This is a genomic window from Dubosiella newyorkensis (assembly GCF_001945605.1).
Classification (GTDB): domain Bacteria; phylum Bacillota_I; class Bacilli_A; order Erysipelotrichales; family Erysipelotrichaceae; genus Dubosiella; species Dubosiella newyorkensis.
Map to the genome: position 1 here is coordinate 1 of NZ_MPKA01000091.1, position 17,268 is coordinate 17,268.

Below are 17,268 nucleotides of genomic sequence, written 5' to 3' on the forward strand. Positions count from 1 at the left end.
GCGATCGAATTCGCGGTAGCGGCAAGCGCTTTGAAGCATTCGATCGAAGGCGACTACAACCTCGTATCGGTCGATGAAGTCGAAAAGCTTGCTGGCGGCGACGGTTCTGGACGCGTTCAGCGATAAAATGTAGGATAGAAAAGAGCTTTGAATAGAACGAGAAAGTATTCTCTTTCTATTTCAAAGCTTTTTTACTAGATGAAGTTGCATTTTACTGTTTCATTTGTTAGAGTGGCAATGTTTATGTAAAAAAAGTCATTTAATACATCTTTTGAGCAACTACACATTATGTATTGACATTCTTATGTCATAATGCAAGCGCAATGGGATATAAAAATTACATTAATGGAAAGGAAAATATGGATATAGAAATTATTGTGGCTACACACAAACCATACAAAATGCCAACAGATTCAATGTATGTTCCATTACAAGTTGGTGCATATGGAAAAAAAGATATTGGCTTCCTTCGTGATAATACGGGTGAAAATATATCTTCTTTAAATCCATATTTTTGTGAATTAACTGGTTTGTTCTGGGCTTGGAAAAATCTAAAGGCAGACTATATTGGTTTAACCCACTATCGACGTCATTTTAGAGGTTCTCATTCTGGTGAGAATCGTTTTGATCGTGTATTAAATAAGAAAGAAGCGGAAGCGATCTTACAAATGACAGATGTGATTTTGCCTAAGAAAAGACATTATTTTATTGAAACAATTTACTCACATTATGCTCACACTCATTATGAGCGAGAACTGATCGCAACTCGACAGATTTTAGTCGAAAATTATCCTGAGTATGTTCCTTCTTGGGATAAAGTAATGAATAGAAGAAGTGCTCATATGTTTAATATGTGTATTATGAAGAAAGATAAACTAGACTCGTATTGTTCCTTTATTTTTGACGTATTGGATAAGCTCAATCAAAAAGTAAATGTCAGTGAATATGATGATTTTCAAGCTCGTCTTTTTGGTAGAATTAGTGAACTCTTGTTGGATGTTTGGATTGATCATAATCATATTCAATATAAAGAAGTTCCTGTTATTTATATGGAACGAATCAATTGGTGGAAAAAGGGAACATCTTTTATTAAAGCAAAGTTTTTTGGAAAAAAGTATGAGGGAAGTTTTTAGCAGGCCCTTTTTGTCCTGCTTTTTTTATGGAGAAAACAAATGAAAACAAAATCAATAAAACTCAATTTTATTATGAATTTTCTTTTAACAGCTTCTTCCATCTTATTTCCATTGATTACATTTCCTTATGTTTCAAGAGTGTTAGGACCTATTGGAACAGGAAATGTTACAATGGGGACATCTGTAGTTTCCTATTTTACGATGGTGGCTATGTTAGGAGTTCCGACCTATGGAGTTCGGGCTTGTGCTAGTGTTCGAGATGATAAATTAGAGCTTTCTAAAACCGTTCAAGAACTTTTGATTATCAATATTGGAATGATGCTCATAGCATATATAGCGTTTTTCATAACGATCTTTAGTGTGCCAAGTTTTCGAATAATGAAAACTCTATATTTGGTGAGTTCAATCGCAATTGTAATGAATGTGATTGGCATAAACTGGCTATATCAAGGTCTTGAACAATATAGCTATATCACATTCATTTCTTTAGTGTTTAAAGTTGTTGCGCTTGTTTTGATGTTTGCTTTGGTTCATAAAGCAGATGATTATATTTGGTATGCTTTAATAACCATTATTGGTGGATTTGGATCAAGTATATTTAATTTTTTTCGATTGAGGAAATTAATAATTTTAAAACCATTCCAGCATTATGATTTTAAACAACATATTCGTCCGATGTTCACTTTTTTTGCGATGACAGTCGCGACAACGGTTTATACAAATTTGGATGTGGTCATGTTAGGTCTAATGAAATCTAATTATGATGTTGGACTATACAATGCGGCGGTTAAGATCAAATTGATCATGGTTTCCTTAGTGACATCTTTAGGGACTGTATTGCTTCCTAGAATTTCCTATTATTATGAACAAAATCAAGTTAGGGAATTTCATAACTTGATATCAAAAGCGTTCTCTTTTGTTCTTTTATTTGCTATTCCTTGCTGTTTATATTTGATGGTTTTTGCTAAAGACACAATTCTTCTTCTTTCTGGAAAAGAGTTTTTAGAAGCTGTTCCAGCTGTCATTATAATTACACCCACAATTTTATTGATTGGGCTTTCGAATATTTCTGGAATACAAGTACTCGTTCCAACCGGAAAAGAGAGCTTAGTTCTACGAAGCGTAGTTTGGGGAGCTATTGTCGATTTTATTCTAAACTTAATAATGATTCCAAAGTTCGGCTCAGCAGGAGCAGCGCTTGGTACATTAGCTGCTGAATTTGTGGTATTGATCGTTCAATGTATATATTTAAAAGAATTACTCAGTCAAATTAAAACGACGATTGAATGGAAGTGTTTGTTTGGAAGTCTTGTTCCTGCCTTAATTGTTCTCATTGGAACTTACTTTTTTCCGATTGAAAGTGTTTTCTTACGACTTTTAATAGCTGGTTGTCTATTCTTTTTAATTTATGGACTTGGATTGCTAGTTACAAGAGAAGAAATTTTGTGGTCTATATTTAATCGCTATATATTAAAGAGGTGAGGAAAAGATGATTGAGAATATAAAAAAAATAATTACATGGTATGAATTAAAATTCGATATAATCTTGTCTTTAGCTGGAACTTTTTATTTAATTTTTAGTCTTCTTTCGATGTGTTTATTATTTAAGGATACTAGCTTATTTATAAATCAATCAATAGCATTAGGTCTTGATTTTGCTCGAAATATTGTATTCTTAGTATTTTTAATCTCTATTATATTTCAAATCTATATAAAGAAATTAAACTGGCTTTTGATTTTTATTTTTGGAATTTTAACGACTTTTGTTTTCTTTTTTTCAAAGAGTTTAGAACCTATTAAGGCTTTTTTAGCAATTATTGCCTTAAGTAATTTATCGTTTAAAACAATTTTTCAAAAATACTATAGAGTGTTTATTTCTTTTCTTGTAATTGTAATATTATTATGTGCATTTGGAATGGTCGATAATATCTTATACGATTCTCAAAGATTCCGTTTTGGAGTAGGATTTGATTGGGTTACAACTGCTCCTATATTGCTTTTTCATATTCTTCTTTTCAAAGATTGCTTCGTTAAAAAGAAATGGAGTAATGATAATATAGTTTTATCGGTTTTATGCATAACTTTGTTGTTTTTACTTACAAAATCTAGATTTGTTTTTTTATTAAGTTTACTTTTCATAGGGTCTATTTTAATGAAAGATAAATTTGGTTATTGGAAGAGCACAGAACTGTTAGAAAAATTCTTAAAATACTTATTATGGACTCCCATATTCTTAACTATTTTTTCTGTCTTAATTTTTCTGTTATATAATCCTGAGAATCAAATTTGGAATTCTATCAATAATCTAATGAGCAATCGACTAGAATTAGGAAATCAAGGACTTATCAAATATGGTTGGACCTTATTTGGACAAAAGATCCAATGGATTGGTTATGGCTTTCAAAGTATACGGGGTATATATAATTATATTGACAATTCTTATGTGCGATTTCTTTTAGAATATGGAATCATTAATACAATTTTTTATTTATTTATTTTAACTTTTGGAATGAAAGAGTCATTAAAAAAGGAAAACTTTCAAATAATGATGCCATTTATCTTTTTAACTATTTTAGGTTTCATAGAACCTTACTTTTACAATCCCGTCTTCAATCCATTTTTGATTTATTGTTTTAAAGAGTTGAATCTATTTGTTCAACGAAAAAGATTGGGGATGAGAAAATGAGACCTATGTTTTCGATTGTAATGCCTATATATAATCAGGAAAAATATATAGAAGTAGCTATTGAGAGTATTCTAAAGCAAAGCATTAAAGATTTTGAATTGATATTAGTTAACGATGCCTCCACTGATTCAACTCTTTCTATTTGTAAAAAATATGTGGACAATGATTTAGTGAAATTAATAGATCTTAATGAAAATAAAGGTGTAAGTAATGCCAGAAATTGTGGATTATATAAAGCCCGTGGAGAATATATTTTATTCTTAGATCCAGATGACACGTATGATTCAAATTTATTGGACATATATTTATACTCAATACAGTTAAGACATCCAGATCTAATAATTATTGGAGCAATTGAAGAGTATTATAAAAAAAATGGGCAATTGGAGTATGAGAAGCGAGTTATACCTAATAATGGTTTTTTTGATACTCAAAGATCGATCTATTCCGAAGTACTTAATTTAGAATCGAAAACACTTTATGGTTATCCTTGGAATAAATGTTATAGAACGGAGTTACTCAAAACCCATAATTTGCAATTCAAAAATATTAAAATGATAGAAGATATAGATTTCAATTTACAAGTACTATCATATATAACTTCTTTAGATGTTCTAGCTAAAACACCTTATCATTATTCTATAAGACAGAATATGAGTTTGACACATCATAAATTAGATAATTATTTTGATCTTCATACACAAAGGATCAATTTATTTTTAACAGAATATAAAACAAAATGCCCAAGTTTATTTGCTGAATGTGAAGAGGTTATGGCTTCTATTTATTGTAGATATTTATTATCGGCTATAGAACGATTTGATGGTCAGAATATAAATAACTGGCTATCAAGTATTTATGAAAGCAAGTTATATCAAACTTTAAAACCCTTTATGATTTTTAAGGGAAAAAAAAGAATTATTTTCTATCCTATTATTAAGCAAAATGTAATTTTATCGATTTTCCTTGGAAAGTCAGTTGGCTTTGTAAAAAGAGAATTTCCAATTATTTTTGCTAAAGCGAAGCAATTGCGGTGAAAGGAGAACTTAATGGACACCTTAGTAACAGTTGTTGTTCCTTTTTATAATGTTGAAAAATATATTGAAAGTTGTATGAATTCAATCGTAAATCAAACATATAAAAATCTGGAAATTATACTTGTCAATGATGGATCAAAAGATCATTCACGTTCTCTTGTTGAGAAGTATTTGAAAGATAAACGAGTAAAAATAATTGATCAAGTAAATATGGGGATAGGAGAGGCTAGAAATTCAGGATTAATACATGCAAATGGAGAGTATATTTTATTTGTCGATAGTGATGATAAACTTGAATTGAATATGATAGAAAAGCTCTTAAATACTGCTAAAATGAAGGATTTAGACCTAGTGATATGTGGTTACAAAAGAGTAAACGAGAGATTTGAAGAATTAGAAAAAGATTCAATCCATTTACAAGAAGATAAAATTTATTATCCAACAAAAGATAAAAGTGTTTTGTTAACTGATCCCTCTGCTTGGGGTAAACTTTATAAAACAAAATTGTTTAAAGAAAGTGGAATTTGTTTCCCAAATCGAGTATGGGCAGAGGATTTACGAACTATTCCAAAAATAATAGCTTTATCTCGAAAAATCGGTTACATCAAAGATCCTTTATATTATTATGTTCAACATTCAGGTTCTATTATGTCTTCAAAAACATTAGATAGACAGAAAGAATCTCTCGAAGCAATGAATGATCTTATTGATTATTTTAAAGAAAATAACTTAGATAAAATCTATGCAAAAGAACTTGAATTTTTATGCATTGCTCATATTTATGTATTTGGAATAAATTGCTTAGCGCGAATCCCTAAAAGTAAAGCAATGATTCTAGAATTTAGAAAATATATAAATAATCATTTTCCAGATTTTCATAAAAATCCTTATCTTTCGAATTTTACACCAAAAGAAAGAAAATTCTATGATTGGATCGATCATGATCAGATTTGGAAAATTCAATTAGGGGATCGAATCAAACGAGAGGTTAAAAAATGGAAAAAACATTAACAATTACCGTTCCTTCTTATAATGTAGAAAACACCTTAAAAGAAACAGTCTGCTCTTTACTGGAACCAACAGTTTTAAATGACCTGGAAATTCTGATTGTAAATGATGGTTCAAAAGACAATACTTCATCGATTGCTCATAGCTTAGAAAAACAATATCCGCAAACAATTCGAGTAATCGATAAAGAAAATGGAGGTCATGGCTCAACAATCAACACAGGGATAAAAGAAGCAAAGGGGAAATATTTTAAAATTGTTGATGGAGATGATTGGTTAATTACCGAATACTTACCAAATTTTATTGAGAATTTAAAGAACACTGAAGCTGATTTGATCTATAACCCTTTTTATGAGGTGAATGATAAAACAAAAGAAAGAGTAATGAATGGAAAATTTGATTCTTCATTTAATCAAAAAAATGAATATTCATTTTCTATGTTAGCCAAACGTATTAAAGTTCAAATGCATTCTGCTACTTATAAAACTTCAATTTTAAAAGAAAATAATATTCATGTTGATGAACACAGATTTTATGTTGATGCAGAATATATGATAATGCCTATTCCTTATGTGAATACGATTCAAATATTGAATGAACCACTATATTTGTATCGGGTTTTTTCCGATACTCAAAGTATGAGTGTTAAGAATATGCAAAAAAACGTTCAGCATCATTTAGATGTTACGCTTCATATGTTGGAATATTATATAAAAGTTCGAAACAGTCTCTCAGAGGAAAAAGAAGTATATATCCGAAATCGAGTATTGGATTTGATTCAAATGCAATATCAAATCTATTTTAGCTTTCCATTTGATTGGAGAGTTACGAAAGATATAGCAAAATTCAATAAAGCAATTTATGAAAAGGATAAAAAAATCTACAATGAGAGCAATGGCAAGATGGTCAGATTCATTCGAATTCAACCACAAATTTTTTATCCGCTTATTAAATTAAGAGAAAAAGTAAGATGAACTTACAGCAAATTTTGCTTTTCATTTTAAAATATGTTTAAATAGACACGAAATTTAGAGAGGTATTTATGAACAAAGGATATCGAATATTTTCGATTGTTTTAACGGTATTGATTGCATTAGTCACTGCATTCTTTGTATATCAAATCGCAAAGTTGAATGTGCTTCCTATGCAATTGCTAATTCCTATTGTGGCAGCAATCGTCTTGATCGTTGCAATTATGGTGATTTTGCTATTTATTTCAAAGAATGTGATTACAAGAACGGCGACAAGTATAATAACAGTATTGATTTGCGCCATCGTCGCGTTTGGTGCTTTCAATATTTACAAAACGAGTAGTATGTTGACAAATATTACGACGCCAGAAGGAAAAGTTTTAAATACGATTTCAGTTGTTACTCTGAAGGATAGCGATGTAAAAGATCTTCGAGGACTTCAAAACAAGAAAATAGGTGTTTTGAATACTTTAGATCGAGTAGGAACGGATAAGTGTTTAGAAGATTTTGCTAATCAAAATGTAACGATCACACAAGTTGGGTTTGACGGTTTAGATGCTGAAGTAGCAGCCCTCTATGATCATTCTGTCGATGCGATCATTTTAAATGAAACCCGTAGAGGTAGCGTGGCAGATAATGAACAATATATGAATTTTGATGAAGACACGAAAGTTGTATATGAAATAAAGTATTATACTGATGTATTGAAGGATTCTTCTAAAAAGGTTGATAATATTACGACTGAGCCATTCACTGTATTAATTAGTGGAAGCGATTCAAGAAATGGGTTTGCGGAAGTAGGACGAAGCGATGTCAATATGGTAGCGACAGTCAATCCGGTTACTCATACTGTCCTCTTAACAAGTATTCCTCGTGACTATTATGTAACTACAACATGCGATGAAGGATATGGATGTGCTCAAGGACAATTGGACAAATTAACACATACTGGACTACATGGAGTCGAAACAACCAAGAAAACGATTGAAAATCTTCTAGGTATCGAAATTAACTATACTCTCCGCGTAAACTTTAATAGTGTTGTCAATTTAGTTAACGCGTTAGGCGGAATTGATGTATATGTTCCTGAAGGATATGCAGTAGACCAATTCTATACTAATCCAGACTATGGTGTTCATGTTGGAGACAACCATTTGGATGGTGAAGGAGCACTCGCCTTTGCTCGTGAACGATATGCATATACAGAAGGGGATTTCCAACGGGTTAAAAACCAACAAACTGTTTTAATGGCTATCGCCAAAAAAGTAATTTCTCCATCTATGATCGCAAATTACTCTCGGTTTATGGATGCTCTGGGAGGAGCTTTGGAAACAGACTTGTCCGATCAAGAAATCCAACAACTTGCTCAAAATCAAATTGATAATGGTGGTGATTGGAACTTTATAACAACCACATTAGATGGAACAGGAGCCACTGAATTCTGTGCTGAATTAGGAAATACTGCCTATGTTATGATTCCAAATGAAGAATCTGTTCAAAATGCAAGAAATCAAATCCAAGAAGTATTATCTGGACAACCTGTAACAGAAACTCAGCCTCAAGCTGAACCGGCTCAAGAAACTCCAGTTGAAGAAACTCCAGTTGTTGAAGATCAAAACCAAGAAATGATACAGACTCCACAAGAAGATCTCTACTATCAAGAAGATACCTATTATGATCCAAATCTAGGATATTAAAAAACAACGAAAGAGAGATAGAATTCTCTCTTTCTTTTTTAAGGAGAAAACCATGAAAAAGATTTTAATTGGTTATATATCAAATACTAAAGGAAGCGGTTTAGATAACTATATATTCCAACTCGTAGATGTTTTAAAAAGAGAAGAGGTTCAAATCGATCTTTTAAGCAGTGCTATTGATGAAGAATTAAAAGAAAAATATAAACAAGATCCTAATGTTCGGCTTCTTCCAATCAATCGTATTCCACAACCACATAAACGATATAAACAAATTAAGAATTATATTAATGAAAATCAATATGATATTGCCTATTTTAATATTTCTGAGGCATTTGATTGTTTTGGAAATCTTGCAAGTTATGGAAGAGTACCTGTAACAATTACTCATAGCCATGCTTCTGGTAATGATAATCAAAATAGAATTAAAAGATATATTTCTAAAATTGCTCATATAATAGGGCGTCCAATTTTAAATCAACATACGAATTATAGATTTGCTTGTTCTGATATAGCTGCAAAATGGCTTTTCGGAAAAAATAAGCAATATCGAGTAATAAGGAATACAATCAATAGTAAAAAATTTATTTTCAATAACGCAAATCGAGTTGAAATACGAAAAAATTTAAATTTAAGTGATGATGATATAGTGTTAGGCTTTGTAGGAAATCTAACTTATTCTAAAAACCCTTTTTCATTAATTGCTTTAGTTAAAGAATTAAAGAGAAAACTACCGAAAACTAAACTTCTAATGATTGGCGATGGGCCTTTAAAAGACGAAATTATAAAAACAATCAAAGAAGAAAGCCTTGAAAATAACATTTATGTTTTGGGAAAAAAGTTTGATGTCGAAAAATATTACAGTGCTATGGACTTGTTTATTCTTCCTTCTAATTTTGAAGGATATGGAATAGTTGGTGTTGAAGCTCAAGTTAACGGGTTGCCTTGTTTATTTTCAAAAAACGTACCTAATTCATTATCTTTTAGTAATAAGGCAAAGTTTTATGATCCAAGGAATTTAAAAGAAGGTGCAGAGAAAGTTGTCCAGCTTTTAAAAGGAGGAAGAAACCATAGGCTATCGTTTAATTCTAATATCATATATGATATAGAAGATCAAAAAAGTGAATTTATTGATATGTTTATAAATGATAAATTTTAAGGAGGAATATATGAAAAAATACGATTATCTAATTGTAGGAACAGGACTATTTGGTTCTGTATTTGCTCAACAAGCAAAAGCAAAAGGAAAAAAAGTGCTTATGATCGAGAAAAGAGATCATATTGCAGGAAATGTTTACACTAAACAAGAACATGGGATTCATGTTCATAAATATGGAGCCCATATCTTTCATACAAACAATAAAAAAGTTTGGGATTATGTAAATCAATTTGCTGAATTCAATCGCTTTACAAATTCGCCAGTCGCAAATTATAAAGGAGAACTGTATTCTCTTCCATTCAACATGTATACCTTTAATAAAATGTGGAATGTTGTTACTCCAGAAGAAGCCAAACAAAAAATTGAGGAGCAGCGAAAAGAAGCAGGAATCACGCAACCAAAGAACCTCGAAGAACAAGCGATATCTTTAGTAGGGAAAGATATTTATGAAAAATTGATCAAAGGATATACCGAAAAACAATGGGGAAGAGATTGTAAAGACCTTCCATCATTTATCATTCGGCGATTGCCTGTACGGTTCACATTCGATAACAATTATTTTAACGCGCTCTATCAAGGAATTCCAATGGGCGGATATACTAAAATGGTTGCGAATATGATCGATGGAATCGAAGTAAGATTGAATACAGACTATTTAAAAGAAAAAGAACAACTCGATCAATTAGCTGAAAAAGTCATTTATACCGGACCAATTGACGCATATTTTGATTATCAATTAGATCCCCTTGAATATCGGTCTGTTCGATTTGAGGAAGAACATTTGGATATAGATAATTTCCAAGGAAATGCAGCCGTCAATTTTACAGATCGAGAAACTCCATATACTCGTATTATTGAACATAAATGGTTTGAATTCGGAAAAGACGATGAAGGTAAAGACATTCCAACAACGATCATTTCTAAAGAATATTCAAGCGAGTGGAAATTAGGGGATGAACCATACTATCCAGTAAATGATGAAAAGAATTCAGAAAAATATAAACAGTATAAAGAATTAGCCGATAAAGAAAAGAACGTTATTTTTGGAGGACGTTTAGCAGAATATAAGTATTACGATATGGATGTGGTAATAGCTCAGGCACTCCAAGTAGCTAAAAAAGAATTAGAGAACTAACCAGAAAAGATTTCAACCATATAGGCCGTTGAAATCTTTTTTAGTTTACAAGTATTAATATTTATAAAGCATAAAATTTCAATAAACTAGCAGAATTTTATAAAAATAAATTAGTAATAGAAATATAGATGAAGTAGATAAGAAATTTGAATTTAGAGATAAGCAAAATTGATATTGATTTTCTTTGCTATAATCAGTAAAATCCATAAAATGGAGGACAAATCATGTGGATATTCTTTATCACATTATCATATTTACTTTTTCTGTTTTTAAATATCATTATTTATACAAAATTTTATTTTACAGTACGACTTTCGATAAGAAGTTTTGGACAAATATTATATACCATTCAAAACGGTTTATCTGGAGCTGAAAGCACTGTATCTGAAGTAATTGGAGATTTTTTTGTTCGTCAGTGGCCTTACTTATTATTAGGTACAATTGTTTATATAGCTTTATTATTAATATATATAAAAAATAAAAGAGGAGAAATAAAGACTAAATTCGAACCTAAAAAATTCACAAAGTGCTTAAATTATGGAATTATAGGTATATTGTGTATTACGATTTTTTTAGACTTATATAATGGCTTTTTTTTATGTAGAACATTAGGTGTAGGAGACTATTTAGATAGTTTAAGAGTTGACAGTGATCTTTTTGATAATAATTATGTGGATGCTCGATTAACAAATATTGATTTTCCAGAAAAGAAAAGAAATCTTATTTATATTTTATCTGAATCGATGGAACAGAGTTATACAGATGAAAACGAAGGAGGAGGGTTTAAGCAAACACTCATTCCTGAATTATCTAAATTAGCTAAAGAAAATAATGATTTTTCATCTAAAAAAGATCATAAGTTAAATGGTGGCTTCACTCCGGGGAATACAACATGGACGACTGCTGCTATAGCTGCACAGTCTATGGGTATTCCTTTAAATGGAGGAATAAATTATAGTCAAAATTTTGATCGTGATTCTAAATTTTTTCCAAACGTATTTAGTTTAGGAGATGTTTTAGAAAACGAAGGATATCATAATTACTTTATGTGTGGATCTGATGCGGCTTTTGGAGGACGAAAAAACTATTATGAGCAGCATGGCAATTACAAAGTGTTAGATTATTATACTGCTCAAAGCGATGGAATAATTGATGAAGATTATTTTGAATTCTGGGGATATGAAGATAGTAAACTTTTTCAATATGCGAAAAAAGAACTTTCAGAAATTGCAAAGAATGAACAGCCCTTTAATTTTACAATGCTTACTGTAGATACTCACTTTGAAGATGGGTATATTTGTCCGGACTGTCCTGATAAATTTGATACTCAGTACGAAAACGTCATTAACTGTTCTGATCACAAAATTGCAGAATTTGTTAAATGGTGTCAAAGTCAGGATTTCTATAAAAATACAACTATTGTTATAGCAGGAGATCATTTAAGTATGGATGGATTTGTTGCTGATGCCGTTCCTGAAGGATTTCCAAGAAAGACTTATTTTACAGTGATCAACGGTCCTACATATGAACTAGACAAAACTAGAGAATATTCTACCTTAGACATTTTTCCTACAATTATTGAATCACTAGGAGCACATATTGAAGGGAATCGTTTAGGTTTAGGAACATCACTTTATTCAGAAACTCCAACACTTATTGAATCTATGGGATATGAAGAATTGAGTAAGCAGATGAGCTATAATTCATATTACTATAATGCAATACTATTAAGTGGAGATGAACTTCGTGAAGATGCGAATAACTAGTTAAAAAACTTAGAATTATAACCAAAGGGTTCAATTTAAATGATATTGAAGCCTTTTTTCATATCATTCCTGTTTATTTTTCGATTAAATATTTTATAATGTAAACAGAGGAGGTGTGATTTATGTTAAGCAAGAATCTAAAATATTATCGTTTGAAAAATAATCTTTCAAAAAAAGAACTCGCCTCTAAAGTCAACGTTTCTCCTATGGCTATTACGCACTATGAAAATGGAGATAGAAGACCAGATATGGAAATGATCAAAAAGCTTGCTCAAGTTTTACATGTCAAAATTTCCGATTTTTTGGCTATAAGGAATAACGATCTCCATTTCGTTCATGAACAGTTTCGAAAAAATAGTTCATTCACCAAACGACAACAAGAGTTTATCAAAGAAAGTGTAGAAGAGTATTTTGGACGTTTCTTTGAAGTCGTTGAAATTCTTGGAGGCGAAGTATTGCCAGAATCTTTGCCACTTCATTCATTACCTTTAACTAAAAATCGAGAACAAGATGCCTTGATGCTTCGAAACTTTCTATCCTTAAATAGAGTTGGTCCAGTTGGAAATCTAATAGAGATCTTAGAGAATAGTGGTATTTTAGTTTATTTGCTCGATTTTGAAAAATCAACTTTTTCAGGAATGAATGGAACCGTAAACGGAAGACCCTATATTATTTTGAATAAGAATATGACTGTTGAAAGAATTCGTACAACGATCGTCCATGAATTAGTGCATTTATTTTATCAATGGCCAGAAGATATGGATGATAAAGAATGCGAAAACTATGCTACACAAATCGCCGGAGCTTTTATGATATCGAAGGAGGACATGATACGGGAACTTGGAGTTCAACGAAAGTCTATCACGAAAGATATGTGCTTAGTTTGTCAAGAGTATGGAATCGCTCTTTCTTTGTTAGTGGTTCGAGCAGAGCAAAGTGGAATTATCACTGATTCTATAGCAAGAAAGTTTTTTATACTCAATAATAAAAATGGAAAGGATTTTTGTGATTCCAAACTTCCATTAGAAAGACCGATCTTATTCGAACAACTCGTTTATCGGGCCGTAAATGAAGAAGAAATTTCGATCCAAAAAGGCGCCGAATTATTAAAAACAACCTATGATCATGTGGCATTGAATTGTCAGAAAGTAGACAATTGCCAATGAAATTGATCAGTAGCGATACAAACGTATGGATCGATTTTTTAACAATCGATCGATTAGATTTACCATTTAAACTTCCTTTGATCTATTTGATGAATCATGAAGCTATCTATAATGAACTTGTCGAACCCAAAGGATTGAGTAAAAAATTATTAGATTTAGGACTTCAAGGCACGGAACTATTTGAAGAAGAGTTTTTCTTAGCGGAAGTCTATAGGCAACGATATCAAAAACTCTCAGTTTTTGATAGTATTGCGTTAGCTATCGCGAAACATCGCGTAATTCCTTTATTGACAGGAGATGGCGCTTTAAGAAAAGCAGCAAAAAAAGAAGGGGTAGAAGTTATAGGAACGATCAAATTGTTGGATATGTTATTTGAGAATCAAATTGTTGACCAAATTGAATATGTAGAATGTTTACGTTTATTCTTAACACACAATGGGGGATTCATTCGATTGCCTACTGACGAATTACTGAAAAGAATCGATCAGTTTGAATAGAATGAATAAAAACAAGATATAAAAGGGTATCCAAAAACTTTTGGGGTCACTTTTGGGGTCTGATGAACGAATGTAAAAAAAGAATTTACCCCCAAAAGTCCCACAAAAAGGAAGAATATCATTCAGTGTGAAGATATTGCTTCCTTTTTCTTTTTATGCTATTTGGTTTTATTTTTTCTTATTGTAGCTGCTTCCTCTCTTTTTCTTCGTCTTTTCGCTCAGGCTTTTCGTATGGATCTGTTCAGATGTTTTTGGAATTCCCAAGATGGGTGGATCTTTTCTCTCTGCCCAAAGAATGCGGTTGCGTGTATAATCGAAATTGGAGGTTCCTCTGGCATTCCTCTTGTAGTCTTTGGGTTTTCTGTTGAATGATTCCATAGGGCCGTTCGAGAGCCGTGCATAGCAGGTTTCAAGATCCTTTGATCCTCTTCTTGAAACTTCGGCTGCTGTAAAAGAAAGTGCGATTTCTTTTTTGTGGGCTTTCAAGAACTGTGCGAATTCGACGAAGACCCGCTGATCGGATCGTTTGTATTTTTGGATCAGGGTTTCAAGAGTCTTGGAGGCTTCCTCCGTTGTTGGATAGAATGCGTCATTGAAAGCGAGATACTCTTCTTTGAGTCTGTGAAGCTTTCTCAAAGAAGGATCGATCGCGAAAAACATCGATTCGATGGAGGCTGTATCGACACGCATTCTTAGCTTCTGATGCCACTTGGGATAGCCGGAGCGATTGATTTCTTTATAATTCTTGAGAAGGATCCAGCGATAGTCTCGAAGAAGGATGATTTCTCTGGAATCCGGAGGAGAAGATGCGGTATCCGAACATTCGGGATGGTTTTTCAACCATTCTTTTTTAATTTCTCTCTTCGTGTCCGGATCATCCGGTTGAGATGATCGTTTAGCTTCCGAATGAGGAAGCTGATGACATGGAAAGAATCCAGAATAGAGCAGGCATTCGGGAAGAAGGCGGGAACGGATTCCAGATAAGGCTTGTAGGCATCCGAAATAATGCCTTTGACAAGGAGGCGTTCCTCACGCGGAATGGATAGAAAATATTTTTCGAGAGTGCTGGTCCACCGGTTGGAAACGATATCGATGATCTGGCCTGAGGCAAAATCCATAATGACGAAAGCATATTTGTGAGAATCATCGATGTTGAGATAGACCTCGTCGATCGAGATGAATTCGGTGAGAGGAAGGCGCTTCAGATCAACATAGGAAGAAAAGATATTGCGGATCTGGGTATCCGACATGTGGAACTTTCTGGCAACGGAACGAGTCGATACCTGAAGTTCTTTCAAAGCATCGAGGACAAGAAGAGGTGTGAGGTTTGTGGATTGTTTGTATCTTTCTACAAAAGGGAAGCGTTCATTCGTTTGGAAGCCGCAGCGAGGACATTTCCATCGCCTCTGCTTCAGCAGGATAGGAAAGAAAGAACCGTCCTGGAATACAGGATGAAGAAGAGTACGAGTATAGATGCCTTTGGAATGCATTCTGGAAAAGCATTGAGGACAGAAGGCAGGAGCTGCACGACGAGAAAGAGTCACAGACTTTTTGGGACCTTCGACACAGACATCCGACAATATAAAAGAACCATCGTCGGGAATACTGAGAAGATCGAAAAGATAAGAATAATCATCAGACATAAAAAAACCTCCTTAAAATAAATCTAACATTGATGATTATTTAGAGAAAGAAGTCATAAAAAAATGGGAAATGACCCCAAAAGACACCCCAAAAGTGTCCCCGAAATGAAGTGTGAAGTGTACCCTTTGTCAAGGACAATTTAAGTTTTAGGGGGTGAATTCTATTTCTCTATATGGTAGGATACTTTATTCACTCTCTAGTATTTTCTTTAGGCAGTTTTTCTGCCTTTTTATTTGTCTATTCTCTGCTCTAATTTATTCTTGGTCTTTCCTTTATTTAATGGATAAATTCCCGTCTGCTGATACAAATAATATTCTGCCGGGGAGAGTCTTTCCAGTTCCCACTGATACCGGTCCTTATTATAGTAATCGATCCAGTCCCGGAGAATTTCATTCACTTCATCGAACGTATTACTCTCTTTTATCACCTCTTTGATTTCATCTTTCATGTGTCCGAAAAAACTTTCCTGCGGTGCATTATCCCAGCAGTTTCCTTTTCGCGACATGGACTGTATAAACGAATGATCCTGCAGCTTCTTCACAAAAGCCCGGCACGTATAATGAAATCCTTGGTCACTGTGAATGATTGTCTTGTCATCCAGTTCGGCTTCATATTTTTTCAATAGTTCGTCTATCATATCCATCACGAAATCGATCTTTAAACTCCTGCTTACTGTATAAGCTAGAACTTCGTGAGTACAAACATCTGTGATCACGGAAAGGTAACAGCAGCCTTCTTGATAAAACAGATAGGTGATATCTGTAAGAAGAACTTTTCGAGGACCAAATTCCTTAAATTCCCGGTTTACGATATTTTGTGCTGTATAGTTCGTCTTCAAAGCTTTTGCCATCTTCCGATAAGGATTGGATCCTCGGATCGGACAGTAAAGCCCGTATTTGTTCATCAGTCTTCGAATCTTTTTGAGATTCATTACAATTGGCGGATTCATATGCAGCAGACGCATATAGATGCTTCGCGCTCCTTTTTTGTAGCCTCGGAATTCATAAGCTTGTTTGATCAACATAAAGTCAGCCTGATCCTGTTCTTCGCGCTTCTGTCGTGAAGAAGTGGCATTGACCCATGCATAATATCCGGAACGGGATACACCGGCGATCCGGCATAATGCACTCACGTTCAGAACATTGTCTTTCTGCAGGAGAGTTTCATGGATAAGCTGATACTTTACTTTCGCAGGCGCTTGGATTCCCATACTTTCTGCTCCTCCATACCAGCTTCTTGAATTTTTGGATTTAGTATTAATGGTGCATCCCTTAAACCTCTGAAAATTCAAGTGGTAGAATGTCATAAGAAGAACAATTTGAATTCCAGAATGAGGAGGAATGAAAAATGGCAAAGCAATATGACAAAGAAT

The 17,268-nt window shown here is 32.9% G+C and carries 15 protein-coding genes; 12 read left to right on the plus strand and 3 right to left on the minus strand.

The features are described 5' to 3' along the window. Positions 1-359 precede the first annotated feature (359 nt). The 12 genes from BO225_RS09705 (at position 360) to BO225_RS09760 (ending at position 14,252) form a co-directional block, all read left to right on the plus strand. The gene (locus BO225_RS09705; protein WP_076342038.1) at positions 360-1,133 is read left to right on the plus strand and encodes a DUF4422 domain-containing protein; all 774 of its coding nucleotides are present in this window, start codon (positions 360-362) and stop codon (positions 1,131-1,133) included. A 39-nt stretch (positions 1,134-1,172) separates the two neighbouring features. Further along, the gene (locus BO225_RS09710; RefSeq protein ID WP_076342039.1) at positions 1,173-2,615 is read left to right on the plus strand and encodes an oligosaccharide flippase family protein; all 1,443 of its coding nucleotides are present in this window, start codon (positions 1,173-1,175) and stop codon (positions 2,613-2,615) included. Positions 2,616-2,622: 7 nt separating this feature from the next. Then, positions 2,623-3,819: a hypothetical protein gene (locus tag BO225_RS09715; RefSeq protein WP_076342040.1), complete on the plus strand. Its 1,197-nt coding sequence runs from the start codon at positions 2,623-2,625 to the stop codon at positions 3,817-3,819. A gap of 5 nt (positions 3,820-3,824) precedes the next feature. After that, positions 3,825-4,856 (plus strand): glycosyltransferase family 2 protein, encoded by a 1,032-nt coding sequence (locus BO225_RS09720; RefSeq protein WP_158023829.1) that lies wholly within the window; start codon positions 3,825-3,827, stop codon positions 4,854-4,856. Positions 4,857-4,868: 12 nt separating this feature from the next. Continuing rightward, entirely contained in the window at positions 4,869-5,867 is a 999-nt protein-coding gene (locus tag BO225_RS09725) for a glycosyltransferase family 2 protein (protein WP_076342042.1), read from the plus strand. Continuing rightward, positions 5,852-6,838 carry a glycosyltransferase family 2 protein gene (locus BO225_RS09730; protein WP_076342043.1) on the plus strand — a complete coding sequence of 329 codons (987 nt, stop codon included), beginning with the start codon at positions 5,852-5,854 and terminating at the stop codon, positions 6,836-6,838. Before BO225_RS09725 ends, BO225_RS09730 begins: the two co-directional genes overlap by 16 nt. Positions 6,839-6,906: 68 nt before the next feature. After that, positions 6,907-8,532 (plus strand): LCP family protein, encoded by a 1,626-nt coding sequence (locus BO225_RS09735; RefSeq protein WP_076342044.1) that lies wholly within the window; start codon positions 6,907-6,909, stop codon positions 8,530-8,532. 52 nt (positions 8,533-8,584) lie between these two features. Continuing rightward, positions 8,585-9,688 carry a glycosyltransferase gene (locus tag BO225_RS09740; RefSeq protein WP_076342045.1) on the plus strand — a complete coding sequence of 368 codons (1,104 nt, stop codon included), beginning with the start codon at positions 8,585-8,587 and terminating at the stop codon, positions 9,686-9,688. A 10-nt stretch (positions 9,689-9,698) separates the two neighbouring features. Beyond that, positions 9,699-10,823, plus strand: a complete 1,125-nt coding sequence (glf, locus tag BO225_RS09745; RefSeq protein ID WP_076342046.1) for a UDP-galactopyranose mutase — start codon at positions 9,699-9,701, stop codon at positions 10,821-10,823. Between the two features lie 224 nt (positions 10,824-11,047). After that, a complete protein-coding gene (locus tag BO225_RS09750) occupies positions 11,048-12,589 on the plus strand; it encodes a sulfatase-like hydrolase/transferase (protein ID WP_076342047.1) in 1,542 nt (513 codons plus the stop codon). 122 nt (positions 12,590-12,711) lie between these two features. After that, the gene (locus tag BO225_RS09755) at positions 12,712-13,755 is read left to right on the plus strand and encodes an XRE family transcriptional regulator (RefSeq protein ID WP_076342048.1); all 1,044 of its coding nucleotides are present in this window, start codon (positions 12,712-12,714) and stop codon (positions 13,753-13,755) included. Continuing rightward, a complete protein-coding gene (locus BO225_RS09760; RefSeq protein ID WP_076342049.1) occupies positions 13,752-14,252 on the plus strand; it encodes a PIN domain-containing protein in 501 nt (166 codons plus the stop codon). The genes BO225_RS09755 and BO225_RS09760 overlap by 4 nt, the downstream gene beginning before the upstream one ends. 168 nt (positions 14,253-14,420) lie before the next feature. Here BO225_RS09760 and BO225_RS12880 read toward each other — a convergent pair whose 3' ends face one another. From BO225_RS12880 to BO225_RS09770, 3 genes are all read right to left on the minus strand, one after another. Then, a complete protein-coding gene (locus BO225_RS12880) occupies positions 14,421-15,092 on the minus strand; it encodes a transposase (RefSeq protein WP_269843901.1) in 672 nt (223 codons plus the stop codon). Next, on the minus strand, positions 15,089-15,895 hold the full coding sequence (locus tag BO225_RS12885) for a transposase (RefSeq protein ID WP_269843902.1): 807 nt from the start codon (positions 15,893-15,895) through the stop codon (positions 15,089-15,091). Before BO225_RS12885 ends, BO225_RS12880 begins: the two co-directional genes overlap by 4 nt. Positions 15,896-16,125: 230 nt before the next feature. Next, the gene (locus BO225_RS09770; RefSeq protein WP_076342050.1) at positions 16,126-17,106 is read right to left on the minus strand and encodes an IS3 family transposase; all 981 of its coding nucleotides are present in this window, start codon (positions 17,104-17,106) and stop codon (positions 16,126-16,128) included. Positions 17,107-17,268 lie beyond the last annotated feature (162 nt).

Bases quoted from the DNA above. Each gene is read 5' to 3' on its own strand.
- BO225_RS09715 (WP_076342040.1), top strand. From the start codon at position 2,623: ATGATTGAGAATATAAAAAAAATAATTACATGGTATGAATTAAAATTC.
- BO225_RS09770 (WP_076342050.1), bottom strand. From the start codon at position 17,106: ATGGGAATCCAAGCGCCTGCGAAAGTAAAGTATCAGCTTATCCATGAA.
- BO225_RS09740 (WP_076342045.1), top strand. From the start codon at position 8,585: ATGAAAAAGATTTTAATTGGTTATATATCAAATACTAAAGGAAGCGGT.
- glf (WP_076342046.1), top strand. From the start codon at position 9,699: ATGAAAAAATACGATTATCTAATTGTAGGAACAGGACTATTTGGTTCT.
- BO225_RS09750 (WP_076342047.1), top strand. From the start codon at position 11,048: ATGTGGATATTCTTTATCACATTATCATATTTACTTTTTCTGTTTTTA.
- BO225_RS09710 (WP_076342039.1), top strand. From the start codon at position 1,173: ATGAAAACAAAATCAATAAAACTCAATTTTATTATGAATTTTCTTTTA.
- BO225_RS09720 (WP_158023829.1), top strand. From the start codon at position 3,825: ATGTTTTCGATTGTAATGCCTATATATAATCAGGAAAAATATATAGAA.
- BO225_RS09760 (WP_076342049.1), top strand. From the start codon at position 13,752: ATGAAATTGATCAGTAGCGATACAAACGTATGGATCGATTTTTTAACA.
- BO225_RS12885 (WP_269843902.1), bottom strand. From the start codon at position 15,895: ATGTCTGATGATTATTCTTATCTTTTCGATCTTCTCAGTATTCCCGAC.
- BO225_RS09730 (WP_076342043.1), top strand. From the start codon at position 5,852: ATGGAAAAAACATTAACAATTACCGTTCCTTCTTATAATGTAGAAAAC.
- BO225_RS09705 (WP_076342038.1), top strand. From the start codon at position 360: ATGGATATAGAAATTATTGTGGCTACACACAAACCATACAAAATGCCA.
- BO225_RS09725 (WP_076342042.1), top strand. From the start codon at position 4,869: ATGGACACCTTAGTAACAGTTGTTGTTCCTTTTTATAATGTTGAAAAA.
- BO225_RS09735 (WP_076342044.1), top strand. From the start codon at position 6,907: ATGAACAAAGGATATCGAATATTTTCGATTGTTTTAACGGTATTGATT.
- BO225_RS09755 (WP_076342048.1), top strand. From the start codon at position 12,712: ATGTTAAGCAAGAATCTAAAATATTATCGTTTGAAAAATAATCTTTCA.